We start from the raw sequence: 25,283 nt of genomic DNA on the forward strand, positions 1-25,283 counted from the left end.
TTAAATTTTATGAAGCAACTACAAACAAGACTAGTATTTATCATATTTAGTATTTTTTTCACCGGATGGTTGATCTGTGGACTATCAATATGGTCCCTGGAATTTAATAAAGCCAAAAAAGATATCCTTCGCACTGCGGGAATCCTTTTAGATACAGCAGCAGCAGTTAGGGATTATACGTCTAATCAGGTTCAACCCCAATTTAGCCTGATTGAAACATCATTAAAAGCTCCTGCTGCTGATCAGGCTATCCAAGGCGGTAATAATCAAGCCCAAGGCTACCAACAAACAGAAACGGAAGTACCTGAGTTTAATAGAGTTACTGTTCCTTCCTATGCTGCTCAACAGGTTTTAAACCAATTGGAGAAAAATAAGAACGGATATAGCTATCGTGAGACTGCCATAAATCCAACTAATCGCAAAGATTTAGCAGCACCTTGGGAACTGGAAATTATTAATTACTTTGCTGAAAATCCCAAAGCACCACCAAAAATGGGCGAAAGGTTTGACACTTTGACTAAGCAAAAAACCTATTATATTGCCAAGCCAATTCAAATCACTAAAGAAAGCTGTTTGGTATGTCACAGTACACCTGAAAGGGCACCTGCTTCCCTAATCAAGACCTATGGTAGTGAAAATGGTTTTGGGTGGAAGTTAAATGAGGTGGTGGGAGCTAGAATAATCTCTGTCCCCTCTATTGTTCAGTACAACGAAGCTCGCAGATCTATTGGCTCTTATTTGTTGGCGATTGCTAGTATATTTTTAGTCGCATACACAGCAGTAATAGTAATTATATATCGTTGGGTAACCAAACCACTAGATTTTATCACCCACCTCTTAGAAGAAGTTAGCCTACATCAAGCGGAGGGGGCACAATTACCAGAGGATAAATCTAACCCCCTACATCATCTAAACCGATCGATTAATCGTCTTTTGATCAGTCTTAATAAGGCTTTAAAATCACCACAACAACAGTAAATATGCAATGTTTTTGTTAAATAATCAGTAATTGGTGGCGGACATGAAAAATTTTCTTCTGCTTTTTCAAGCTGGATTGACTGGATGTCTTTTGTTCTCTTATGTTTTCGTATTGAGTAACCCCGAACAGATTTTGCCAGTAATCATCGAAATACTCAAGATTGTTGTTTTAATTAGCATTGCTGTGGTGTTTGTTAACACACTTTCTTTTTTAATCATTGATTTTTGGTTCACCCACAAGCAAGGAAAACAGCCATCTAAGTTATTGAAGTTTACAGTTTCCGTCGTTCTTTATGGCATAGCTGCTGCTGTAGTTTTACAAGTTTTAGGAAAAGACACAACTCAATTCTTTACTACATCTGCCTTATTCGCAGCAGTGGTTGGGTTTGCCATGCAAGAACCCTTAGGTAATTTGCTCTCGGGTGTTTTTCTGCAAATAAACCAACCTTTTCAAATTGGTGATTGGATTGAATTTCAAGCACTAGATGGCATGATGGTAGAAGGGGTTGTAGAATCAGTTGATTGGGATTCTACAGATATTCGCCAAAAATCCGGTGAAATTACTTATATTCCTAACGGGTCAATAGCTAAAAACCTAGTAAAAATGGCAGCTGCGGGTAACGTCTATCGTATGGTGGACTTCACCGTTCCTCCCAATATTCCCCCCAACCAGGTTATGGATATTGCCTGCAAAGCCTTAATTAATCAACCTCCAGCAAATGTTAATCTGGATAAGCCTTTATTTGCTAGAATGTGGTCCTATGGTTTGGAGGAAATAAACTACAAACTCTTCTACTATCCGAAAAACTACAGTGAGGCGGAAACCCATACAGATCCGGAAATTCGTTGTCGACTTTGGTACGCTCTCAATCGTGCTGGTTTAACTACTGAATATCAGCAGTCGGAAAAACAACATCTATTGCAACTGGTTAATGCTGTTGAGTTTTTTAGAGATTTAAGTCTGGAAGCTAAAAGCTTAATCATTGAGGAATCTAAAACTTTGTTGTTTGACAGAGAGGAGTTATTGGATAATCAACAACTATTTTCCGGGGCCATGTTTCTGGTAGTAAGCGGCTCTATTTTGGTACAAAATGAATTAATTCATACTTCAGAGGGTAATATTACTATTCCCCTAAATCGAAACCCACAAAATGATTATCGCGCCAGTCTTGCTCTCAAACCACCAGTGATTGAGCAGGTATCCGTACAACTAGCTAAGTACATAGGCCCAGTGGCCTTTTCCCTAACTAAAGAAGCAGCTAAAACAGCTCCCTCTCTATATAGTCTTTATTCAACCCTCTCCACTGAGATTCACAATCCACAACAAAGAGAAGAGTTTCTCCTGCACCAACCACTAGCTCCCACGGAGGAATTGATAGCAGGAGATTTCTTTGGGGAGATGAGTCTTTTCCTTGGACAACCTTTACCCAAGATCAAAATCACTACCATAGAGGAAAGCCAAATTTTGGGTATCACTCCCAATGCACTTTTGAGCGCCCTAGACCGGGATGGTATAGCTATTAGTGTCATCGCTGAACAAGTTAGCCAATATTACCATACTTATTTAAGTGGTTCTCTCCAAGAACTACCAGCGGATATGTTAGATAAAAAGGGTATTGTTGAACAAATACAGCAATATTTTGAGTCACGTATGGCACTGAATTTGAGATCTTGATTTTAGAATTGCTTAGACTTATTACCATTCCCCCAGCTTTAGCTCTGGGGGATACTAAGTCTGTCAAGACCCATAACCCAATAAAGATTCAAATTCTGCCTGCAAGGCTTTTATATCTGCTAGTCTAGCTACTAACAAGTTATCCCTACCCGCATCTTTCAATCTAGTTTTCCAATATTGAATAGTATCCGGATTATGCAACCAAAACTCAATGACGGTGTTGACCACCTCATCCAAATTCCAACTCTTGGTGTTGACCACGGATTCTGCGGATTGGAGAAATTCATCCAGGGTACAAATTTGAGTTCCCAAATATTCAACCCGTTGGTTTCGTGGTTTAGTTAGGTTTCTATCTAAACTTTGCTGTTGATGATTGAAAAAGTACAGTACTGGAGACACCCCTATAATATCAAAAGTGTACCTCATTCCCATCCTCCAATTTAGCTGTTCAGTTATTAAGTTGACAGACTTCACATTTAACTATAAATTAACTATAACTGGAAAAATAGACGGTTTTTACCTCAATAAATGATTTTTAAAATTTCTTAAAAACTTAGCAATTAGAAGTGGAGAGTGCTAATTTCTATCTTAAATTATCCCTTTTCCAATTCTTGGAGAATTTTGCGATATAGATGTTCCACCTGCTGTCTTTGCTTTTCCCCCAGGGAAGCATAATGAGTCAACCCAGGAGCGCTGTTAACCTCCAAGAGGGTGTAGTCTACTAGTGGTTGGGTAATATTTTGAGTGAGAATATCCACACCTGCTAATCTTAAACCCATATCCTTAGTAATATTAATCGCCAGTTGTTGAAAATCAGGATGGATGTTGTCAGTCATATCTACTGCTTGACCACCTGCGGAGAGATTGGCATTATCTAACAGATAAACTATCATCCCTTGGGGAACTATACTCTCAAAAGTGAGATTTTGTTTTTGGAGGTTTTTAAAAATTCGGAAGTCAGCTAGATCAATTGATATCTTTTCAACTTTTTTGACCAATTCTTCCTGTTTTATTGTGAGTAGTTCTAAAATGGTGGACTTGCCATTCCCAATTATGGATAGGGGAATTCTCTGATAAGCAGCCATAACTTCATTATCTAGGACTAAAATTCTAAAATCATTACCAAGATAAAATCTTTCCACAATTAGGACTGATTGTACATTAAATATTTTTTTTGCCACTTCATAATATTCGTTTTTATTATATACCTTAGTGACTAGAATTCCTGAACTGAGATTCAAAGGTTTCACAATAACAGGTAGACCTAATTTCTCCGCGTATTGCCAACCTTCATCTATGTTTCTGGGATTAGCTACCTTTTGACACATTTTATCGCTGAAAAATGTCTTGCCTTCTGTTACTTTATAACCAAGAGTACCCAAAAAGTAATTAGAAAAGGCCTTATCTTGGGCTAAATTAGCTGAGCCAAATCCATTAATATTAAATCTTGTATTACGAAAGACTGTTCTCTTACCATTGCGAAAGGTTATGTGGCCTATTAGTTCATATTCCGGTTCTATCAAAATCTTTGCACCTATTTCTGTGGCTATCTTCTGCAAAACCGATGCTGTAAATCTCATAGTTTCTTTAATATGGTTATTAATATTACCGTTTAGCTGTATTATAAATATACAGTTGCACTAAGTGTTGACAATTAAAAAATTATATAATAACAAAGTGGCATCGTCAATCAATTAAAGGCGCTAGTGTTTCCCCCCTAAGAGATACACTAACGCCGATCAAATTCATAGGGATAGTATAATTATGCCACAAGATACCGGATACAAAAACACAAAACTAGAAAAAAAGGCGATTTCTTATAAAAATCGCCTCAATGGTTGGACTGTAGCTCGTGTAGCAGAAGATGATCAGCGTGTTGTTGTTGCCCGCTTTCGCAGTAAGTCAGATGCGGATGGCTATATTCAGCATCTGCGTCAACTTGTGCCTGATGGTTATTTTGAAATGTTTTTTGATTCTCAAGTACTAATAGCTTCAATGTGAATATGAAATTATTCTTTAATCAGCGTTCTAGCTAAAGTCATACCTCAGAGACTTATTGCTGCCAAGTTGCTAAACACCTAGCCAACTTTTCTAATTGTTTTAATCCCCGCAATGAACCGCTAATTAAGTGACTAGCAGCTATGGGTTGTTGAGTTAAAGCTATAAGCAAGGGTAAAATTTCTAGTGAACCATTGGGGTTGATAGTTTTAGACAAGTCTGGTATGTTATGGGTGGAGTCGTCACTGACAACTCTTAGTATGGCGGTGGATACCTCTGTTCCCTGGAAAAACTCCACGAATCCAAATCCTTCCATATCCACCACATCAACCCCAAATTTTCGATGCAGACCCCCTTTTTCCATAGATTTGGAAACTACGGTGTCACTCGTTATTCCCTTAACTCCCCTTACTAAAAATGCCTGATCTTTAAGATGCTTATATATATCTTTGGTTAGATTTACATCGCAATTTATCCGGTTTACTTGATTTGTTTCATATATACAAGTTTCATATAGTACAATATTACCAACTCCATAATCTGAGTGTAAACTACCACATAGGCCCATTAATAAAACCTGTTGGTTTAGGTATGGATTCCAGTGTGGGTAATTGTTTCTGAGAAACGGTTTCAGTGATGAAATTCCTATGGGAATGCCAATAACCTGTATTTTGGCACTGGGGACTCGATTTATTCCTCGACAAACTACTTGGTATTCTGCTCCCCGGGGAACTAAAATTGTACTGATCATATGAAATTACGAAAAGTCACCGACTTTAACATATACTTTAATTAATAGTGCTGGAGTTTGATGCTGTTCGCTGATTTGTGAACTTGACATTTTTTTATCTTAATTTTACACGTAAGACTCCATAACTGCCCATTTATCCGTAGGAGCTATGGAGTCCGTGGAATCAACTTTGCCCCGGATACAACCAGCTGATTTTAGCGTCTACCGCGATAGGGAACAGCATTCAAATAGTCAATATCAAAAGAAGAGATTCTTTGAGCATAATTGCCCTTACCAGACACAGAAGCTGCCATAGCTGCAAATCTGCCGGGATCGCCTTCTTTGAGACGTTTTGCTTTGGCTTTCTCGCTGTAGAAGTTTGCCAAAACAAATCGCCAATCTGTTTTGACCGTGCCCGCAGTTTCTTGGAAGTCCTCACCATAACGAGGTGTGACTAAATTATAGGGACGACCTTCCATCCGTTTGCGCTGGTAAGGTACTGTATTGTCACCAAAACTTGAAGTATATTCTTCACTATCAACTAAAGCATCAACAAAACCACCAAATCCCTTGGTACCAATGATAATTGACCAAGCTATTTCCTCTTCTTTGTTATAAGCAGAACGACCTAGTAGGCGTTTTAGGGTAATATCTACTAAACGATAGTTGTTATTAACAGAAACCACTAGACGATAAAAAGCTTCAGACTTAGCTAACCCCCGAATAAAATCCCTAACGGACAAAGAACCCGTCTTGAGTTGAGATTCTAAGGTGATTTGGCGGTTAAATTTTAAAATCTCGTGTTCGCTGAAAACCTGACGATAGGATGCCCAGATAATAGATTGAATGTCAGTATAAGAACTAACATCCTCCAAACGATAGATGTAAGGTGTATCCTCATTTTGATCAGCAACACCGAAACTGCTAACACGGTGGTTTTGAGTAGTAGGTTTGTATTGAAGTAATGGCAGTGCCATGCTGTATTCCTCTGGTTGATAAATTTGACTTTAATTATTTTCCCCCATTAGGTTACACACCTAGGGGATTTATTTGACGGGGAAGTTAGCACTGGGGCTAATAGACACAGGTATGCCTGTAGGTACTGTTTCCCTGGTGGTCTTAGGAATTGCAATGTTAGCTGTGTTCACAGGTGTATAAGTGACAGTTCTGATACTCACGGAAGCAGCCATTTTCATAAAGTCACTAATGCTACCAGGCTTGTAACGTCCTGCTTCTATCTTATCGCGCCAGTAGTTGGCGTAACGAGGTGTAACTAAATTAAAGGGTCTATCTTTGTAGCGCCGTCTTTGGTAAGGAATAATGTTTTCACCGAAACTGTTTTGATATTCCTCTGAATCTACCAGAGCATCTACAAAACCATCCCAACCGTTGGTGGCAATTTTAATCGACCAAGCGATTTCTTCCTCTTTGTTATAAGGAGCACGACCTAATAACCGTTTCAGTGCAATTTCTACCAACCGATAATTGGAATTGGTCTTAATGACTAAATCGTCAAAAGCTTGGGATTTGGCCAAACCCCGAACGAAGTCCCGCACGGTGATGGCTTTGTTTTTTAACTGGGATTCTAAATTGCCTTGACGGTAGAATTTGAGAATTACATGTTCGCTAAACAATTGTCTATAAGCTGCCCAAATTAACTCTTCCACCTCACCAGTAAAAGCATAATCTTCTATACGGTAAATTCTGGGGGTGTCTTCATTAGGTACTTCGTAACCAGCTACTCTTTGATTTTGAGAACTGGGTTTGTATTGGAGTAGGGGTATGGCCATATTAGGGGGTTGTTTTTGTTGGTTAACTAATGACTAATTTTTGGAGATGGGTGGGATATAGCTGTAGGGTAAAGATACTGCTACTGGTTTAATAGTCACCTCTGGGGTGGAAACTTCCCTAGATGTATCCGGAATTTCCAGGGATCCAATTTGGGTAGTAACTGAAGCAATTGTTCTTTGGTAATTACGCTCGGGAGTAATGATTTTTCCCGCCATGGCAAAGAAGTTAGCTGGAATCGATTTCCGAATATCCTCGGAGGTGGCGGTACCATAAGTGCGAGCACTGTAGAAGGAACGATAATCTAGGACACGCATACTTTGGGTATCTCGCCAATAGGAGCTATAGCGAGGATTTACCAGATTAAAAGGACGTGACCCAAATCTTCTCCGTTGATAGGGTACTATATCATCACCAAAGTTGTTTATGTACTCTTCAGATTCCAATAGGGCATCAATAAATCCATGTACGCCTTTAGTGCCAATTACTATAGACCAGGCTATCTCTTCTTCCCTATTGTAGGCTTTTCTACCTAAAAATCTCTGCAGGATAATATCTACTAACCGATAGTTAGAGTTAACTTCTGCTATTTGAGTACGAAAAACTTCGGATTTTCCTAAACCTCTAATGAAGTCCCTAACATTAATTGCCCGATTCCGCAGTTGAGATTCTAAAAACTTTTGCCGATAGCTGGTTAAAATCAGATGCTCGCTGAAAACTTGTCTGTATGATGCCCAAATAATCTCATCAATTTCTTGATCTGATGTGGCATAATTTAGCTTGTACACCGTGGGTGTGTCTTCATTTGCAACTTCATACCCTTCTACACGCTGATTTTGTGATGAAGGTGAGTATTCTAACAATGGTATTGACATCTTTTTACCTTTTTAATCATCGTTAATTATCTCTAGTTACCTTACTGGTCGCCAATTGAATCCGAATCCTGATACTTTTTTCTTCCTCATTAGCTATCATTTCTCGGAATTTGTTCAAGATTGTCTCCCTTCTGGTTTTTCCTAGGTGTTCCAGTCCCACAATGGCTGCATACCGAATTGACCAGTCTGTATCCTGGTAAATTAACAATAGTGCCTCCAAAGCTCGTTCTATAGCTAAATCACGTTCATTATCCCCCAATTGGGACCAGTTTAAGTTTCCTAGCCCTTTGGCCGCAGCACGACGCACACTAGGCGCAAAATCTCTCACCGCAGCAGTGATCAATACATCTAAAGCACGGGTATCTGCGATCGCAGCTAGAGTGCGAATCGAATAAGCCCGTGCGCCATAGTTATAATCATCTATTTGTGCGAGCAGGCTAGGGACTGCTACTGTTCCTAAGTCGGTAAGTGCGGCTAGGGCCACTCCTGCTGCTGGTGGGTTATTATAGCCAAAGACGGCAATTAGGGTGGCAATAGCAGCGGGACTTTTGGCAGCAGCTAGGTTTCTGACTGCTGTTACCATTTCAAGTGGTGTTTCAGCCTGATTAACCGCATCAATTAACTGATTTAATTGCTCCACCCCACCCAATGCACCAATTAATTCCTGGGTCATTATGCTAGGTAATTTTTCAAAGGTCAATAAGAACTAAGTGGGTGAGTGGAATTAAACATGAACGTAGGTTGGGTTGAGGAGTGCGAAACCCAACGCCCCCACGAGTTACCCTACCACTAACCAATCCTACAAATAATTATGCCTCCCTACTTAGTGACTATAAAAGTGAGTCCATAAGATTCATGACCAGAATTGCTGACTCAGAAATACCTTGTGACACATCTTTTAAATGATGTTCCAACAATCCCTTTAATGCCATGAGTTTAAAGCTATTTTCCGCCTTGCCTTGGAAAATCGCTTCCGCAGCACCTATATAGCCAATTGCCCCCAAATCACCCAAAATCACCCTTTGCAATTTCAGGTCGCTGTTTCGTAGCATTTCCACCAAGTATTCCCCATATTGGGAATCTTGGGTGAGTTGATACATGGCCCTAGCAGCGGCACATTTTACTCGGGGAACGGAATGCTCTAAAAAGGGTTCAACTAGACCAATGGCCTCAGTCGCACCAAGAGAACCCAAAGCCTCTAATACTGCTTCATAGGGTTGAACTAGATGGGGACGACCTGGCACTTGCACAGCTTGGGCCAAACCCCCACCTAGCATTTTTATCAGTTCCGGTACTGCGGTTTTGGCGTTAAGCATGGCTAAAGACTCAGCTGCTGCTTCTCGCACATAAAAGTCTTCACAGTTTAAGGAACTAATCAATCCCTCTATAGCCTGGGAACTCCCTAATTTACCTAAAGCTCTGGCTGCATTGCGTCGGAGTGGATACCCCCCCAACTCCGTTCTATCAGCTTCATCTGTTAAGGCTTTGATTAGCGCCTCTATAGCTTCTGGCTGATTAATACGGAACTTACCCAACCACCAGGCGGCATAATAGCGGAGACTTAAATCCGATGATTGCAGATTAGCTATGGCTTGCTCTGGTGTCAACTGTGCCCCACTTTCCGGAGATACTTCGGATATACTGGGTTCTATCATCACCAGGTATTTAGGATTCTGCTGCTGTCAGGGCTTCAATTTTGACGATTTTGCCACCCAGTCGGTTGATCCGCTGCATTTCTTCTGTCATCCGACTGTAGGGCACTGTAATAAACACACTACCACTGCGTCTGATGCTGAATTTGTTCTTGTCCGTTTCTTGGTTTTGTTTCAACCCTACAACTTCGTAACGAAATACACGACTTGCAGATGAAGAAACGCTACTAGCACCTAGTGTTGTTTGACCAAACATTACCTCTCTATCTCCTCTTCATGGGTAATATCAACTACTTACCTTACGTGGCTGTAATACTGACGATTTTTCCACCTTGTTTGTGAATTTGCTGAATCTTGTCAGAAAGACGCTCGTAAGGTACTATGAATGCTGTGCTGCTGCGGCGCACGCTGGGGTATCCTGGACTGCGAATGCCTGCTACTTCAATTCGGTAAACGCGATCAGATTGCCCCACAGCATTACCCAAATTCTGTTTGGGAGCATTGTCTGCTGATGGACGGAATGACCAGTTGTCATTACTTCCTGATGGACCAACTATGGAAGATGCTTTCTTACCAGCAAGTTCCCTGGCTAATCTGGATTTGCTTCCCTCTACCTGGGCTGTGTCGCTGTTGGCATATCCACGGTATAATCTGAACATCCGTGTAAATCCCACACTGGTTTGCCCTGGTTGAAAATCAAACCCCCGATAGTAGGGAACTATATTTTCTCCAAAGTTGTTTTGATACTCCACTGAATCTATGTAAGAGTCGATTTCTGCATCGTACCCTTTGTTGTTATATAAGTCTAAGTGGTATACCACTTCTGACTCATCCAATGGAGCCCTACCCAACAGGTGTTTATAGTTCAGCTCTATCAGTCTGGTCTGAAAGCTGTTATAGAAGAACTTTACTTTGTAGAGTTCAGATTTAGCGATCGCTCTTACGAACTCACGAACGGTCAAATTGCCATCACGCAAAAGCGACTCCGCACTGACAAGTCTATCTGATGCCAGTATATAGTCATTGCCTAATACTTGCCGATAGGCCGTTCTAATAACCAATTCCACCTCTTCGCGACTGGCACTGGGGCGCAGCTCAACCCGACGCGCTTCGCTAAATGGTTCTGTTCCCAGTCTAGACGCTGCTGTTGTAATTGCCATTGTTTTCCCCTTGGTTACTACATCTGTACATAAAACTATGCCCGGAGCAAGATTCAACTGCTAGGTGATTCAGTCACCCGCAGGAATATCACATCCCCACGCACAACTGACTAAACCCCAAAGGGATCTTCTCATCCAGCACTTGTACCCCTCTCCGGGCAAGGATCTATCTAGCTTAGAGCGTTGATAGCGTAGTCAATGTAGGTATTAGCTTCATTAGCAGCTTGACCGCTCAATCCATGGTTAGCTTTGATATATTTTAAAGCTTCCACATACCAGCTGGGGGATAGGTTAAAAGCACCGTTGATTTCAGCCAAACCAGCAATCAGGAACTCATCCAAGGGACCTGTACCACCAGCAACTAAGCTATAAGTAACAATGCGGAGGTAGTGACCAACGTCACGAGCGCACTTGGATTTACCACGAGCATCAGCAGCATACTGAGGGCCGGGAGTGGAAGTGGTGTAGGGGAACTTTTGGTATACAGCGTTGGTAGCACCATCAATTAATTTTTGAGCATTAGCTGTTAAACCACGGGCGGCTTCCATGCTGGCAGCAGCACGTACAAAACGACCGTTAACTGCTTGTAATTCGGTATTGCTCAAAAAGCGTCCTTGGGTATCAGCAGCTGCAATAGCTTCGGTAATGGGGGTTTTCATGGTTAATTTTCTCCTTGATTGGTTTCGTATCTTGTTGGGAGTAATAAAGCAGAACTAGGATTTCTAGCTTCTGGACTACTTGTAGTTGACTAATAGGTAATTGACTACGCAACAGCTGCTGCTGCACGATCAAAGTAGCCAGCCAATTCAGAAACTATCTGACTGCAATCGCCCTTGGTAATACCATTGGGATCGTTAACTATCTTGATCGCAGCTTCTTTCATCTTGCCAACACCAACAGCTACGGATGCACCAGGAGTACCCAAAGCTATATAGGTTTCGCGTAAGCCATTCAGGCAACGGTCATCGAGAACACTAGCGTCACCAGCTAATGCAGCGTAGGTAACATAGCGTAAGATGATTTCCATATCGCGCAGACAAGCAGCCATGCGACGGTTGGTGTAAGCATTACCACCAGGAGCAATTAGTTGGGGCTGTTCATCAAACAGTGCACGAGCAGCATCGGTAACGATAGTAGAAGCATTGCTTGTAATACGGTTAACAGTGTCTAGACGTTTGCTGCCGGAAGCTACAACTGCTGTCAAAGCGTCTAACTGTTCAGTGCTCAAAAATTCGCCTCTGGCGTCAGCTTGGGAAACAACCTTGGAAAATACATCTAATGTCATGGACTCTAATCTCCTAATTACTTAGTTGAGAGATGGGCTGATCAAAACAACCAGGGATGAATGATCAAAAACTTTGAGCTCATTAGCGCTAACCTTCTCCCTATCCCCTGGGTCTTGGTGTTTCATCTAGCTCCAGACTGAAATTCTGAGAACCACAGGGAATTTTATGAGAAGCCAGCTAACTCAACCCGATTGGTTGTCTTATTTAACTTTGCTCTGGTTTTGAACCCCTTTCTGATTAGTTTATACAATGCCATAGATACTTTATTTGTTACAATTTATGAATAAATGAGTCAAGAGAGAAAAAAACTCCGAAATCCTTTATTTACAAGGCTTATATGCCCTAAAAGTTTCTCGGTTTTGTTACACAACTTCATGAAGTTTCGAGAGTTTGGCAAATTCTGTCCTCTTTATACTAATTTAAGAATTCTGTGAAAATCCACCAAGACTGAACTGGATTGATATTCCTGTTCTGTCTTGATAGGGTGATCATTATTAAGTAATGTGAACTGGACATTGTAAATTTTACATTTCGAGATATTTCGATATGTTGCTCCATCTTTAGCCAATCTGTCAGCGTCGACGTAAAACCTCGATTAATTTTGTCAAGCTATCAGGAAGTGGAGCGGTTACTTCTACCCATTCTCCAGAGGTGGGATGTTGTAGTTTTAGTTGCCAAGCATGTAATGCTTGTCCTGGCAAGTTTACCCCCACGGAACGACCAGAACTATATACCGGATCCCCGACTATAGGATGACCTATTTTGGCACTATGCACTCTAATTTGATGGGTACGCCCAGTTTCTAGTTGAAAATGAATTAGTGTATAATTACCTAATCTCTCTTTAATGTACCAGTTAGTAATTGCATTTCTACCTCCCTGCTCTACTGGAACTATGGCCATTTTTTTCCGCTGCTGAGGGTGACGACCAATAGGTAGGTCTATTGTCCCACTTTCACTTTTAGGCGCACCATAAACTACTCCTAAGTATTCCCGTCTTGCCATCTTAGATTGTAACTGTAATTGCAAATGTCTATAAGCAATTTCTGTTTTTGCAATAGCAATTGCTCCTGTAGTATCTTTGTCAAGCCTATGTACAATACCGGGACGTTGCACACCTCCAATCCCTGGTAAATTGGGACAGTGGTCCAACAGAGCATGAACCAGCGTACCTTCCAAATGACCCGGTGCTGGATGAACGACTAAACCTGCGGGTTTATTGAGAATTAGTAATTGTTCATCTTCGTAGAGAATATCCAGGGGAATATGTTGTGCTACTAGTTGAGCAGCTTGCACTGGGGGAATTTCTACTTCCACATATTCTCCCCCATCCAGGGTAATATTCTTGGAGTAACAGACTTTTCCATTTAACTGAACATAACCTTGTTCAATTAGGTCTTGGATTCGAGAACGAGATAGGTCTGGTATTACAGATGACAAATAACGGTCTAATCGTTGGGTTTTTTCCGTAATAGAAAGATGAATTTTAACCACAATTAGTGAATGGTGATTTGCGATGTTCTTGCCATTTTGCCAGCATCCTGTGCAAATCATAGCAAAATTCTACGCTAATTTTGCTATAAATATGGTAGGGAAAATAAAGTAAACAATTAACAGGTGTTGTTAAGTTTTGTATTTACACTCATACTCACAAATTATGCCAACTACTATCCCCATTAATAGATATAGATTTTTTCAAAAAATACAACCCCTATCCATACTAGTGAAAATTGCCAATAAGTCTAACACTGGTTGTTTACAAGTTTTTAGTCCTTATGGAACCTGGTCAATATATTTACAAGAAGGTAATCTTGTTTACGCTAGTCGGTCAGAAAACATCTGGGAACCGCTTTATCGAAATTTGGAGCGTTTAATTTGGAGAAACTCAAATTTGAGGGAGATTAATGAGAAGTTAGGGAACTTTGTGGAGCAATGTGTACAAAATCAGACTATTTCCCATCCGGACTATTTAGCCATTTGCTGGTTAGTGAATGAGCAGTATATTAGCTTTGTAGAAGCAGGGACGCTGATTGAAAAATTAGCTTTAGAGTTTTTAGAATCATTTTTTCAAATTGACCAAGGGAGCTATGAATTTATTCCTCAAAGTTTTTTAGATCCCCTACCCAAATTCTGCCACTTAAATGTCAACTCCTTGGTGCAAACGTACAAATCAGGAATCCAGGTTTCCCTAGAAGAATCTGGGCCAGATTCCCAAAATCTTTCCCCGACCTATACAATTGCTTGTGCTAGTCAGAATATATTTTTATTAAACTCTATTAGAAAACTATTAAATCAAACAATATTTAACATCATAGATATAACGGACCCAGATGGGATGGAAGTTTCTGTCATTAGACCGGACATGATTATTCTGGATGTAGCCACGCCAAATCTCAGCAGCTATGCTACTGTTTTATTATTACGCAAACAATCTTCTTTGAAAGGCATACCAATAGTCCTAATAACAAAGAAAAATAACTTAATTAATAGACTTACAACCAGACTAGTAGGAGCTACTGCTTGCTTGGGTAAACCCTTCAATCAAGATGAGTTAGTGAAAGTGATTTTTGAAAACATCAATTGACTCCACCTTCTAGCTACACAGTTTCAAAACGCCCTGGGGAACAGATAAGACACTGTGCATTTTTACCACTGAGCCAATAACAGCTATAGCTGGAGCGCTAAATCCCGTTTTTGCCATCTGTTGAATAATAGTTCCCAACTCACCGATTAATTCTTCCTGTTCTGGACGAGTTCCCCAGCGAACTAAAGCAATAGGAGTTTGTGAACTCATTCCTACCCTCATCAACTGTTCCAGGATATAGGGAAGATTGTGGATACCCATATAAATCACAATGGTTTCTGAACTTTGGGCAATTGCGTACCAATTGACCGCTGGTCGGTACTTACCCATGGCTTCATGTCCAGTAACAAATGTCACAGAAGAACTATACAAACGATGGGTTAAGGGAATGCCAGCGTAAGCTGCTGCTGCAATACCAGCAGTAATCCCTGGAACAACTTCTACGCTAATTCCCCCAGCTATCAACTCAGCCATTTCCTCACCACCACGCCCAAAGATAAAAGGGTCACCGCCCTTCAATCGCACGACAATTTCATGTTCTTGAGCTTTTTCCATAAGTAGTTGAGTAGTTTCCTCCTGTAAGAGTGAATGTCTTCCCATCCGCTTACCAGCATCTATTTTTTCCGCTTGGGGACTAATCATGTCCAAGACTTGTGGACTAACCAACGCATCATAGATAACCACGTTAGCGCGTTCCAATAAACCCTTACCTTTGAGAGTCATCAGTCCTGGATCACCAGGTCCAGCACCAACTAAATACACCTTACCCAAAAATTTATTCCTCTTGTGTTGCTAAATCCCAGATTATATCAACTAATTGGGAATTTACTCCCAAAGGTGAGGCCAACTCTAACTTGATTTCTGGAAATTTTAATGTTAGCCTTTCCACCGTAATAACAATCTCATCCGTAATCCCTCCGGAAAAGAGAAAGTATGGTAAAATGCCAATCTGTTGATAACCAGCACTCACCAGGTCTATGACTCTAGCTTCCAAGCTGGGGGGAACTGACCAGTAGGCGCTAAATGCACCTAACTTGTTGGCAATGGTTTCTACGGGGCGATGGGAATTTGCACGCCTACTACCATGGGCTAAAAGAATGAATGCTTCTGCTGATATTTGAGCCATTCCCCGAGCCAATAATTTCCACATCATGGCATGACTACCTAAATATGGTTTAATTGCAATGGGGAGGTTATTCCCCAGGGAATTTTGGGCCAGTTTCACCTCCATGGGAAGATCCGACATCAGATGGACCCCCGGTAGCAGAAACAGGGGTATGACTTGAATGGACTTGCAGTTATAAGCCACAGCTCTTTGGGCAAAGTCCCCTATTTGTCCACTTAATGGCTGACTATTGAATTCTAGAGTGCCTACACCCACTAGGTGCCTTTCTGGATCTTCTTCAGCTTTTAATTTCTCAAGCAATAACCTTGCCAGTTCTTCTATGGCTAGATTTGGTCGGGAGTCTTTACTACCATGGGACACTAAGAGGTAAGCTGATGACATTAGATTTTATAGATTTTATACTTTACAAGAGGTTTTTATGAATGAACCAACCCACGCTATAGAACATTTGGTTGATGAACTCACACTGGCGGCAGTTTTAGAGATCTTAGAACGAATTTGCCATAAAAAAGCGGAAAACCTCCGCACTCACTGGGACGATGAAGATACTGCTAAACAATGGGAAAAAGCAGCTAAACAAATTGAGAGCATCAATGTAAATGTGTAAATTCTTTTTTCCTACTCCTGTTTTACTCTGTAAGTGTAAAAACTATTGAACGCCCCTAGGGTCTCAAAAGTGTAACCTGGTAGGGAGTCATGAATTTTTAAGTTGGTGATATATATACTCAGCAACACATAGTCTTGTCTTTTTGTAGTAGCAACCACCACATCCCTAATCTGTGACTTAGCGGAATCAACCAGCTGATTACAGTCAAATTTAACCAGGTTGCGCAAGAAAATCGGCACTTTCTGACAACCATCGGTCTTGAGTACAATTGTTATTTTTTTAACCGCGTATTCCTGATAAGTTACTTCCCTGGGATTGGTATGGGCCATAGTCACTCCCAAACTAGTTATTGCTAGTGCACTTAGAGATGTGATGATCACAGAGAGTTTCATATCAAGTGAAAGAGGTACTTTCTGATTAATTTAACAAAAAAGATAAATTTTTACTAAGGAACTTGATCTTTTTTATGTGGTCGTGTTAATTTAGAAAAGTTGGTGGCGAGCGTAGCCAAGTGGTTAAGGCAGTGGATTGTGGTTCCACCACTCGTGGGTTCAAGTCCCATCGTTCGCCCTTCCCCCATTCCAAAAAGTTCAGATGGCAGACTGGAGTTCACCAGTCTGCTCGAGTTTTTCCCTTTTTGGTACCTAGAAATTCTCCGCTGGCATATCAGCCATCCCACCTTCGCTATCTCGTTTAGAACCTAGCAATTCTAGTTGTTCTACTTGAATAACGGGCTTGGAACGGTTTGTACCAGTCTGGCGATCGCTCCAGGTATCAAACTTAAGGAAACCCTTAATGCCAATCAATGCACCTTTGCGGACATAATTATTAGCGACCTCTGCTGTTTTGCCCCAGATTTCCAGATTAAACCAGTCTGGTTGGTCACTATTACGAGTTCTGCGATTAACTGCTAAAGTCAACTCGCACTTGACAGTTCCCGACTGTTACAGTCGATAAACAGGTCACCCTGGTTACCTCTGCTTCAAAACCGTGCATGCGACTTTCACCGCACACGGCTCCTCAATAACTCAATGGGACGTATTTTGAGTTATTGTGGCTCTGTCTGCATATCCTTTGGCTTTCCCAAAGGCCTTGGCTTCTGAGCCAATCCTTCCCCCCAAAATCATGCGGGTGACTCCCTACTCAGCAATAGAACATTGAGAGAGAAATTGGGGGGTTATCCCGTTCCTAGCTCCTGCTTGACGATGGGGTTAGAGTCCTACTATCCGCCGGGTTTATGCGGGAATGCCCTAGGTCAAATTTTGGATTGCCTAGCCCAAATCCTTGCCTTTTGGCACAGCCAATAACCTGTGTAGGCTGATATCAATGACGACGGCTCCAACATAGGTTCAGATTACCTTACTCATACCCATCTCTACTCAGAGGGATTCCTTGCCAGGTTCAAAGTTACCTCCTTTACTCCCCGCTTCACCCTTGGTGATTGTCAGTCCCAAAAGTGGGGGCGTTGCATCTTCTGGCATCTAGAAGGAGGGAATTGAAGTTCTAAGGAACTTATTAAAGATTTTAATCTATGAGTATTGCTTGACATTTGTTATAGTTTTCTCACATTGCTTAGAAATCTCACCCTCTCAGGAGCTAAGTTTCAAGGTAAAGTAGGCAAAAGCCACATCCTTGTAATGGTTTCCAGGCTGGGCCATGGTTTCCCATTTAACGGGTCGCACCAAAATACTTGATATTGGGATCGCCGCCAGCACGTCCTACTAGAGTGACAACATTAATGCTCATTCATCTTACCCTTATGTTAACTTGTTTCCAAAAAGAAATGCCACTACATGATAACAGAAAAATGTGGCTCCTGTGTCTTTGGGAGATTTTCTTGTGAAAACCGAGAAAATATGGTAGTTAATTCTTGGGAGTATATTTCAACTTTGAGGTCTATATAGAAACATTTCTACATACACCAAAGTTTCATGATTGTTAAGTAACTAAAGGAGAGAGTAAAGGAGATGCTTGTGACCAATTACCAAAAATATTGACAAAACTACCGAAAAAATAGTCTGATCAACTGGAGTTAGACTAGGATGTGTCTGAGATCCAGAATAATAACACCTAACTGTTAACATTGAAATTAATGAAATTTGGGGGCATAGGCGTGGTTCCTTTCTTTAGAAACTTCCGCTCGTCATGGGATATGGGTATCGATCTCGGTACAGCTAACACCTTAGTATACGTGTCTGGTAAAGGCATAGTATTACAGGAACCATCAGTAGTGGCGATTGATCATAATGAAAAAATAGCCTTAGCAGTGGGAGAGGATGCCAAAAGGATGCTGGGCCGAACTCCAGGCAATATTACGGCAGTTCGACCCCTTCGTGATGGTGTTATAGCCGACTTTGACACAGCCGAGCTAATGTTAAAAAGCTTCATTCAAAGGGTAAATGAAGGCAAACCTCTGCTCCTTCCGAGGATTGTTATTGGCATTCCCAGTGGAGTAACGGGAGTAGAGAGAAGAGCTGTTATGGATGCAGCTGCTCAAGCGGGGGCCAGGGAAGTATATCTAATTGATGAGCCAGTAGCAGCAGCCATTGGTGCTGGTTTGCCAGTAGCAGAGCCCACTGGTAATATGATTATCGATATTGGTGGAGGTACTACGGAAGTAGCTGTACTTAGCTTACAGGGAACAGTGGTCAGCGAGTCAGTTCGGATTGCTGGTGATGAGCTAACCGATTCCATCACTCAGTACATGAAGAAAGTTCATAATTTGGTAATTGGGGAAAGAACAGCAGAGGACATTAAAATCCGCATTGGTTCCGCCTATCCCAGCACTGATGAAGATCAGGGGACTATGGAAGTTCGAGGTCTCCATCTGCTTTCTGGGTTGCCAAGAACAGTCACAGTGCAAGGGCAAGAAGTACGTGAAAGCATGCTAGAACCATTAGCAATTATAGTAGAAGCAGTCAAACGCACTCTGGAAAGAACACCTCCAGAACTGGCAGCCGATATTATTGATAGGGGAATCATGTTGGCAGGAGGTGGTGCGCTACTTAAAGGCTTAGACACACTAATTAGTCATGAAACTGGTATAGTAACCCACATAGCTGCGGATCCCTTGAGCTGTGTAGTCTTGGGAACTGGACGTGTCCTGGAAAACTTCAAGCAGCTTGAACGTGTATTTAGTGGAAGGTCCCGTAACACATAAAAATCTTAATGCTACCGTAGTGGATACCTGGATCCATCTAAATTATTGGAATTGGATAGTATCCACTAAGTAATAACAAAGGGTGAAAATCATTATGGAAATGTTTGGTGGGTACTGTTATTACTATTTTTTTTACTAAAACACTGATTGACTAATCAATTACATGTTAAAATAAGGAACAAATGTTTACTATAAAACGTTGGTGGGAGCATAAGACATTACAGCTAGCATTCTTAGGTTTAATATTGGGTGGTGCTTGGACATTGAAGGAGACAAATGGTGAGTTATTAATGGAGCTATACCAATCTTTTATCTCTCCTTTAACCACCTTGCAATCTATTAATCCTACGGAGAATAGAATTCGGGATGCTAAACTCATGGAGTTACAAACTCGCATAGTGGAATTACAAACCCAAAATCAAAGACTACAAAATTTACTGGGCTATGTAGAGAAGAGGGTAACTTCCAATCGCCCAGTAGTAGCAAGAGTAGTTGGACGTAGTGCAGATCACTGGTGGCAACAAGTAACTGTAAATAGGGGGGCAAAAGTAGGAATTAAACCTGGTTTTGTAGTCAAAGCAGAAGGTGGGCTAGTGGGTTTGGTGCGCACAGTTACCCCCCATACTAGCCGCGTCCTACTAATTAGCGATGCCACAAGTCAAGTAGGAGTAACTATTAGTCGAACTGCAGCTAAAGGTATTTTGCGGGGTGATTATTCCGGGGAGGGGGTGTTGGAATTTTATGAGAAAGTCCCTAATATTAAGATAGGGGATGTAGTATCCACTTCCACCTACAGTCGAAAATTTCCACCCGGTGAACCCGTGGGGAGAATAAAGTCTTTAGATTTAAAGAAATTGCCAGCCCCGTTAGCCAAAGTGGAATTGTTTCCACCAATTCGCTACTTGGACTGGGTGACAATATATCCCCATGTACCAGATAATCTGGAGGAAATACCAAACAACATTAACGATAACCAGAGCAATAAATAATTAAAGCACCCTTGAGAACCTGAACATTTCTACTCAATCTGGTAAAACAATGAAAATTTCTGGATTTTTTAGCGGTAAAAATCTCAATTCAACCAAAAAATACCAAGAATCCAAGCCCTTAATTCCTCCACTGAAGTACTGGTACCCCTGGTCACGGGAAGTTTTAAACTGGATAGTTATATTTATATCTGTGCTTCTATGCTTATTAATATCACCAACTAGATTTTTGGGTACGGAGTTGTTGGGAATAGCACCCAACTGGCCATTAATTTGGCTAGTCGCTTGGAGTGTGAAACGTCCTGCGATTTCTGGTGCGTTCGCGGGTATAATTATGGGACTGTTGCAAGATGCTTTAACATATCCTCATCCTTCCCACACTGTAAGCCTAGCAATTGTGGGGATATTAACTGGTCGACTGCAAAAACAGCGTTTTATTCAGGAGGATTTTATTTCCATTGCCCTCATAGTATTTATTATGGTTCTTATATCAAATACTGTTTTTGTTGTTCAGTTATTCTTTACGAATAATAGTTGTAGACCTAATTGTTTCCAAATGATTGAGGATATCTGGATATACTACCAGAGATCTACTCTTTCTTCTGCTATTCTCAGCAGTCTTTGGGCTCCTGTAGTGTATTATCCTCTTAATCATTGGTGGCAAAAAATCAAGTTGACTCGTAATTAATAACTCATAATTCATCATGTAGTTATCAGGTGGAAAATAGCTGATGTTAACCCCACTCACGGTACCATCAAATATATTAGATAGCGAGTTTGACGCGCTAATGATGCAAAGGTGTTTACAACTGGCAAGATTAGCTTTAGGACGCACCTCACCCAATCCCCTAGTGGGAGCAGTGGTGGTGAAAGATGGAGAAATTGTCGGCGAAGGTTTTCATCCCCGTGCTGGCGATCCCCACGGGGAAGTTTTTGCCTTGAGAGCTGCTGGGGAAAGGGCTCGTGGAGCTACTATTTATGTGAGTCTGGAACCATGTAACCATTATGGAAGAACTCCTCCCTGTTCTCTATCTCTAATTAACGCGGGTGTGGCTAAAGTAGTTGTGGGGATGGTTGATCCCAACCCATTGGTAGCTGGCGCTGGTATTGCTAGACTACGTGCAGCAGGTATAGAAGTAATTGTAGGCGTAGAAGAAGAAGCTTGTCAAAAACTGAATGAGGGTTTTGTCTATCGTGTTCTACACAAAAAACCTTTAGGCATTTTAAAGTATGCCATGACCTTAGATGGCAAAATTGCCAGTAATTCTGGACACAGCACCTGGATTACAAACAACCAGGCCCGCAGCGAAGTCCATCAACTCAGAGCAGCTTGTGATGCTGTAATTGTTGGTGGCAATACAGTGAGACGGGATAATCCCCACTTAACAACTCACCAACAGCAAGGACATAATCCTTTACGGGTGGTGATGAGTGCCAGTTTGAATTTGCCAGAAAATGCCCATCTTTGGGACACCGGGGTGGCTCCTACCTTGGTCTTGACCCGGGAAGGTAGTTCACCTAATTTTCAGCAAATGTTACTCCAAAAAGGTGTAGAAGTGCTGGAATTCCCCCTATTAACACCAGACCTGGTAATGGCTCATCTCTATGACCGTGGCTTTTGTAGCGTGCTGTGGGAATGTGGGGGAACTTTAGCTGCAAGAGCAATTGCTGAAAATGCAGTGCAAAAAGTCCTAGCTTTTATTGCTCCTAAAATTATTGGTGGCTTAGACGCACCCACACCCGTTGGTGACTTGGGTTTGAGCTCTATGACTGAATCTTTGGTTTTAGAACGGGTTAATTGGCGTACAGTTGGTTGTGACTGTTTAGTTGAGGGTTATTTGCCGCAAAAGACTGTTAATCAGCAGTTAAAAACCACGTCCTCAACTTAAAAACATTTTGTGTTGTGCAACCATTGGGCTAAAAAGGGATCTCAATAAAGGTCTGAGTAGCTTTGGGTAGATCCTATGGAGCGGATAATACTACATTATCAGGCCAGGAAGACCGATCCCAAAACAGCTCAATCCCCCATTAGAATTAAACAAAGTTATTTATGAAAAAATATGCAGCCAAATAATCCTAACCAATTTACAGAAAAAGTCTGGGAAGCTATTGCTCACACTCCTGATATAGCTAAACAGTACCAACAACAACAGCTAGAAAGTGAGCATTTAATGAAAGCCTTGTTAGAACAAGATGGATTGGGGAATGCAATTTTTACCAAAGCTGGAACCAATATTAAAAAAATCAGAGATTATACTGAGCAATTTATTATTCGTCAGCCTAAAGTATCAGGAACTAGCACATCCGTATATTTAGGACGGAGTTTAGATACATTATTGGATCGGGCAGAAAAATATCGTCAGGAATTCAAAGATGAATATATTTCTGTAGAGCATATATTATTGGGATATTGTAAAGACGATCGGTTTGGCAAAAATCTATTGCAAGAAGCGGGTCTGGATGAGGGAAAATTAAAAAATATTATTAAACAAATTCGAGGGAGTCAAAAAGTGACAGATCAAAGTCCAGAGGGAAAATATCAATCACTGGAAAAATATGGCCGTGACCTCACAGAAGCAGCTAAAAAAGGTCAGCTAGATCCGGTGATTGGTCGGGATGATGAAATTAGGAGAACCATTCAAATTCTCTCCCGCAGAACTAAAAATAATCCCGTATTAATTGGTGAACCAGGAGTGGGTAAGACAGCTATTGCTGAAGGGTTAGCTCAAAGAATAGTCGCCGGGGATGTACCCCAATCTTTAAAAGATAGAAAACTCATCGCTTTAGATATGGGAGCTTTAATTGCTGGGGCTAAGTTTAGGGGCGAATTTGAAGAAAGACTCAAGGCCGTATTAAAGGAAGTTACTGAATCCGGTGGCAATATTGTATTATTTATAGATGAAATTCACACGGTGGTTGGTGCGGGTGCTACCCAAGGAGCAATGGATGCGGGGAACCTTTTAAAACCAATGTTGGCACGAGGGGAATTGCGCTGTATTGGAGCCACAACTTTGGATGAATATCGGAAATATATCGAAAAAGATGCAGCTTTGGAAAGACGCTTTCAACAGGTTTATGTTGATCAACCAGATGTACCAGAGACAATCTCTATTCTCCGAGGGTTAAAGGAAAGGTATGAGGTGCATCATGGTGTGAGGATTTCTGATAGTTCTTTGGTTGCTGCTGCTACTTTATCTAGTCGTTATATTAGCGATCGCTTTTTACCGGATAAGGCCATTGATTTAGTGGATGAAGCTGCTGCCAGATTAAAAATGGAAATTACCTCCAAACCGGAAGAATTAGACGAAATTGACCGCAAAATTCTCCAGTTAGAAATGGAGAAGTTATCTTTACAAAAGGAAAGCGATCCTGCTTCTCGTGAGCGTTTAGAAAGGTTAGAAAAGGAGCTGGCTGATTTCAAAGAAGAGCAGGCAGTTTTGAGGATTCAATGGCAGTCAGAAAAAGATATTATCACCAAAATTCAATCAATTAAGGAGGAGATTGATAAGGTTAATTTAGAAATTCAACAAGCGGAAAGAAATTATGATCTTAATCGTGCTGCTGAGTTGAAATATGGGAACCTGGCTAACCTCAATCAACAATTGGAAAATATCGAAACCGAACTGGCTAATACCCAAAGAACTGGTAAATCTTTATTACGAGAAGAAGTGACTCCCGGGGATATTGCGGAGGTTATTTCTAAGTGGACTGGTATTCCCATTAGCAAATTAGTCGAATCAGAAAAAGAAAAATTACTGCATTTAGAAGAGGAACTGCACCAGCGTGTAATTGGTCAATTTGAAGCTGTAACTGCGGTAGCGGATGCGATTCAACGTTCCCGTGCAGGACTTGCAGATCCTAATCGTCCCATTGCCAGTTTTATTTTCCTGGGACCTACGGGTGTGGGTAAAACAGAACTAGCTAAGGCCCTAGCTGCTTATATGTTTGACACGGAAGAATCTTTGGTGAGAATTGACATGTCAGAATATATGGAGAAGCATACAGTTTCTAGACTAATTGGTGCTCCTCCTGGTTATGTTGGTTATGAAGAGGGTGGACAACTAACAGAAATTATTCGTCGTCGTCCCTACGCGGTAATTTTATTTGATGAGATTGAAAAAGCTCACCCAGATGTATTTAATATTTTTCTGCAAATCCTAGATGATGGTCGGGTGACTGACTCCCAAGGTCGAACCGTGGATTTTAAAAATACGATTATTATCATGACCAGTAACATCGGTTCCCAGTATATTCTTGATGTTGCTGGAGATGATTCCCGCTACGATGAAATGCGCCATCGAGTTATGGAAACCATGAGAAATAGTTTCCGTCCTGAATTCCTCAATCGTATTGATGAAATTATTATTTTCCACAGTTTACAAAAGTCCGAGTTACGGAAAATTGTACAACTACAGGTACAAAGACTTAGAGAAAGATTAAGTGACAGGAAAATGTCTCTAGAACTTTCTGGATCCGCTCTGGACTTTTTAGCGGAAGTTGGATATGACCCTGTATATGGTGCTAGACCACTTAAACGTGCTCTCCAACGAGAGTTAGAAACTCAAATTGCTAAGGCCATCTTGCGGGGTGAATTTGATGAAGGGGATACAATTTTTGTCCATGTCCAAAACGAACGTCTAGCTTTCAGTCGTTTATCCGTGGGAGTCCCCGGTTAATTT

Annotated in this window: 26 protein-coding genes, 1 tRNA gene and 1 pseudogene; 11 read left to right on the forward strand and 17 right to left on the reverse strand. The window is 41.2% G+C overall.

The features are described from left to right. The first annotated feature begins 9 nt into the window (after positions 1 to 9). Together IAR63_RS12760 and IAR63_RS12765 are read left to right on the forward strand one after the other, a co-directional pair. Positions 10 to 978 (forward strand): Tll0287-like domain-containing protein, encoded by a 969-nt coding sequence (locus IAR63_RS12760; RefSeq protein ID WP_187705531.1) that lies wholly within the window; start codon positions 10 to 12, stop codon positions 976 to 978. Positions 979 to 1,021: 43 nt separating this feature from the next. Continuing rightward, entirely contained in the window at positions 1,022 to 2,653 is a 1,632-nt protein-coding gene (locus IAR63_RS12765; RefSeq protein WP_187705532.1) for a mechanosensitive ion channel domain-containing protein, read from the forward strand. A 63-nt stretch (positions 2,654 to 2,716) separates the two neighbouring features. Here the strand turns inward: IAR63_RS12765 and IAR63_RS12770 are convergent, their stop codons facing one another. Beyond that, complete coding sequence (locus IAR63_RS12770; RefSeq protein ID WP_187705533.1) at positions 2,717 to 3,079, reverse strand: hypothetical protein; 363 nt, start codon at positions 3,077 to 3,079, stop codon at positions 2,717 to 2,719. A 167-nt stretch (positions 3,080 to 3,246) separates the two neighbouring features. Beyond that, the gene (locus tag IAR63_RS12775) at positions 3,247 to 4,233 is read right to left on the reverse strand and encodes a cyanophycin synthetase (protein WP_057178030.1); all 987 of its coding nucleotides are present in this window, start codon (positions 4,231 to 4,233) and stop codon (positions 3,247 to 3,249) included. Positions 4,234 to 4,417: 184 nt separating this feature from the next. Here IAR63_RS12775 and IAR63_RS12780 point away from each other — a divergent pair, with 184 nt between their 5' ends. Continuing rightward, a complete protein-coding gene (locus tag IAR63_RS12780; protein WP_057178029.1) occupies positions 4,418 to 4,654 on the forward strand; it encodes a hypothetical protein in 237 nt (78 codons plus the stop codon). A gap of 52 nt (positions 4,655 to 4,706) precedes the next feature. On the opposite strand, the gene IAR63_RS12785 is transcribed toward IAR63_RS12780, so the two are convergent. The 11 genes from IAR63_RS12785 to IAR63_RS12835 all read right to left on the reverse strand — a co-directional run bounded on the left by IAR63_RS12785 (position 4,707) and on the right by IAR63_RS12835 (position 13,695). Further along, on the reverse strand, positions 4,707 to 5,402 hold the full coding sequence (locus IAR63_RS12785) for a phosphorylase family protein (RefSeq protein ID WP_187705534.1): 696 nt from the start codon (positions 5,400 to 5,402) through the stop codon (positions 4,707 to 4,709). Positions 5,403 to 5,596: 194 nt separating this feature from the next. Beyond that, a complete protein-coding gene (locus IAR63_RS12790; protein WP_187705535.1) occupies positions 5,597 to 6,358 on the reverse strand; it encodes a phycobilisome rod-core linker polypeptide in 762 nt (253 codons plus the stop codon). A gap of 69 nt (positions 6,359 to 6,427) precedes the next feature. Continuing rightward, positions 6,428 to 7,171, reverse strand: coding sequence for a phycobilisome rod-core linker polypeptide (locus tag IAR63_RS12795; protein WP_057178026.1), 744 nt, complete (start codon positions 7,169 to 7,171; stop codon positions 6,428 to 6,430). Positions 7,172 to 7,204: 33 nt separating this feature from the next. After that, positions 7,205 to 8,044: a phycobilisome rod-core linker polypeptide gene (locus IAR63_RS12800; RefSeq protein ID WP_057178025.1), complete on the reverse strand. Its 840-nt coding sequence runs from the start codon at positions 8,042 to 8,044 to the stop codon at positions 7,205 to 7,207. A 22-nt stretch (positions 8,045 to 8,066) separates the two neighbouring features. Continuing rightward, a complete protein-coding gene (locus IAR63_RS12805) occupies positions 8,067 to 8,717 on the reverse strand; it encodes a HEAT repeat domain-containing protein (RefSeq protein WP_187705536.1) in 651 nt (216 codons plus the stop codon). A gap of 157 nt (positions 8,718 to 8,874) precedes the next feature. Beyond that, positions 8,875 to 9,699, reverse strand: coding sequence for a HEAT repeat domain-containing protein (locus tag IAR63_RS12810; RefSeq protein WP_006277659.1), 825 nt, complete (start codon positions 9,697 to 9,699; stop codon positions 8,875 to 8,877). A gap of 10 nt (positions 9,700 to 9,709) precedes the next feature. Next, the gene (locus tag IAR63_RS12815) at positions 9,710 to 9,952 is read right to left on the reverse strand and encodes a phycobilisome linker polypeptide (protein ID WP_006277658.1); all 243 of its coding nucleotides are present in this window, start codon (positions 9,950 to 9,952) and stop codon (positions 9,710 to 9,712) included. A gap of 43 nt (positions 9,953 to 9,995) precedes the next feature. Continuing rightward, the gene (locus IAR63_RS12820; RefSeq protein WP_006277657.1) at positions 9,996 to 10,856 is read right to left on the reverse strand and encodes a phycobilisome linker polypeptide; all 861 of its coding nucleotides are present in this window, start codon (positions 10,854 to 10,856) and stop codon (positions 9,996 to 9,998) included. A 170-nt stretch (positions 10,857 to 11,026) separates the two neighbouring features. Then, positions 11,027 to 11,515 carry a phycocyanin subunit alpha gene (gene cpcA / locus IAR63_RS12825; protein WP_187705537.1) on the reverse strand — a complete coding sequence of 163 codons (489 nt, stop codon included), beginning with the start codon at positions 11,513 to 11,515 and terminating at the stop codon, positions 11,027 to 11,029. 104 nt (positions 11,516 to 11,619) lie between these two features. After that, complete coding sequence (locus IAR63_RS12830; protein ID WP_187705538.1) at positions 11,620 to 12,141, reverse strand: phycocyanin subunit beta; 522 nt, start codon at positions 12,139 to 12,141, stop codon at positions 11,620 to 11,622. 573 nt (positions 12,142 to 12,714) lie between these two features. Further along, positions 12,715 to 13,695 (reverse strand): RluA family pseudouridine synthase, encoded by a 981-nt coding sequence (locus tag IAR63_RS12835; protein WP_187705539.1) that lies wholly within the window; start codon positions 13,693 to 13,695, stop codon positions 12,715 to 12,717. A gap of 103 nt (positions 13,696 to 13,798) precedes the next feature. Here IAR63_RS12835 and IAR63_RS12840 point away from each other — a divergent pair, with 103 nt between their 5' ends. Beyond that, on the forward strand, positions 13,799 to 14,725 hold the full coding sequence (locus tag IAR63_RS12840; protein WP_187705540.1) for a DUF4388 domain-containing protein: 927 nt from the start codon (positions 13,799 to 13,801) through the stop codon (positions 14,723 to 14,725). 9 nt (positions 14,726 to 14,734) lie between these two features. Here IAR63_RS12840 and cobA read toward each other — a convergent pair whose 3' ends face one another. Then, positions 14,735 to 15,496 carry a uroporphyrinogen-III C-methyltransferase gene (gene cobA / locus IAR63_RS12845; protein ID WP_187705541.1) on the reverse strand — a complete coding sequence of 254 codons (762 nt, stop codon included), beginning with the start codon at positions 15,494 to 15,496 and terminating at the stop codon, positions 14,735 to 14,737. 4 nt (positions 15,497 to 15,500) lie between these two features. After that, positions 15,501 to 16,232, reverse strand: coding sequence for a sirohydrochlorin chelatase (locus tag IAR63_RS12850; RefSeq protein WP_187705542.1), 732 nt, complete (start codon positions 16,230 to 16,232; stop codon positions 15,501 to 15,503). A gap of 37 nt (positions 16,233 to 16,269) precedes the next feature. On the opposite strand from IAR63_RS12850, the gene IAR63_RS12855 reads away from it, so the two are divergent. Continuing rightward, positions 16,270 to 16,458, forward strand: a complete 189-nt coding sequence (locus tag IAR63_RS12855) for a hypothetical protein (protein WP_187705543.1) — start codon at positions 16,270 to 16,272, stop codon at positions 16,456 to 16,458. A gap of 11 nt (positions 16,459 to 16,469) precedes the next feature. On the opposite strand, the gene IAR63_RS12860 is transcribed toward IAR63_RS12855, so the two are convergent. Beyond that, on the reverse strand, positions 16,470 to 16,838 hold the full coding sequence (locus IAR63_RS12860; protein WP_235678263.1) for a DUF4359 domain-containing protein: 369 nt from the start codon (positions 16,836 to 16,838) through the stop codon (positions 16,470 to 16,472). A 117-nt stretch (positions 16,839 to 16,955) separates the two neighbouring features. Here IAR63_RS12860 and IAR63_RS12865 point away from each other — a divergent pair. Beyond that, a tRNA-His gene (locus IAR63_RS12865) sits at positions 16,956 to 17,028 on the forward strand. A 74-nt stretch (positions 17,029 to 17,102) separates the two neighbouring features. On the opposite strand, the pseudogene ssb reads toward IAR63_RS12865, so the two are convergent. Beyond that, a pseudogene (gene ssb / locus IAR63_RS12870) lies at positions 17,103 to 17,402 on the reverse strand (single-stranded DNA-binding protein); the annotation flags it as partial. A gap of 1,208 nt (positions 17,403 to 18,610) precedes the next feature. Between ssb and IAR63_RS12875 the strand changes: the two are divergent. The 5 genes from IAR63_RS12875 (at position 18,611) to clpB (ending at position 25,280) form a co-directional block, all read left to right on the forward strand. After that, positions 18,611 to 19,618: a rod shape-determining protein gene (locus IAR63_RS12875; RefSeq protein ID WP_187705546.1), complete on the forward strand. Its 1,008-nt coding sequence runs from the start codon at positions 18,611 to 18,613 to the stop codon at positions 19,616 to 19,618. Between the two features lie 182 nt (positions 19,619 to 19,800). Continuing rightward, positions 19,801 to 20,607, forward strand: coding sequence for a rod shape-determining protein MreC (mreC, locus tag IAR63_RS12880; RefSeq protein ID WP_187705547.1), 807 nt, complete (start codon positions 19,801 to 19,803; stop codon positions 20,605 to 20,607). A gap of 49 nt (positions 20,608 to 20,656) precedes the next feature. Next, on the forward strand, positions 20,657 to 21,292 hold the full coding sequence (mreD, locus tag IAR63_RS12885; protein ID WP_187705548.1) for a rod shape-determining protein MreD: 636 nt from the start codon (positions 20,657 to 20,659) through the stop codon (positions 21,290 to 21,292). Positions 21,293 to 21,335: 43 nt separating this feature from the next. Next, a complete protein-coding gene (gene ribD, locus IAR63_RS12890; RefSeq protein WP_187705549.1) occupies positions 21,336 to 22,493 on the forward strand; it encodes a bifunctional diaminohydroxyphosphoribosylaminopyrimidine deaminase/5-amino-6-(5-phosphoribosylamino)uracil reductase RibD in 1,158 nt (385 codons plus the stop codon). A gap of 171 nt (positions 22,494 to 22,664) precedes the next feature. Continuing rightward, positions 22,665 to 25,280: an ATP-dependent chaperone ClpB gene (clpB, locus tag IAR63_RS12895; RefSeq protein ID WP_187705550.1), complete on the forward strand. Its 2,616-nt coding sequence runs from the start codon at positions 22,665 to 22,667 to the stop codon at positions 25,278 to 25,280. The last annotated feature ends 3 nt before the right edge of the window (positions 25,281 to 25,283 follow it).

The organism is Cylindrospermopsis curvispora GIHE-G1 (genome assembly GCF_014489415.1).
Taxonomy (GTDB): Bacteria; Cyanobacteriota; Cyanobacteriia; order Cyanobacteriales; family Nostocaceae; genus Raphidiopsis; species Raphidiopsis curvispora_A.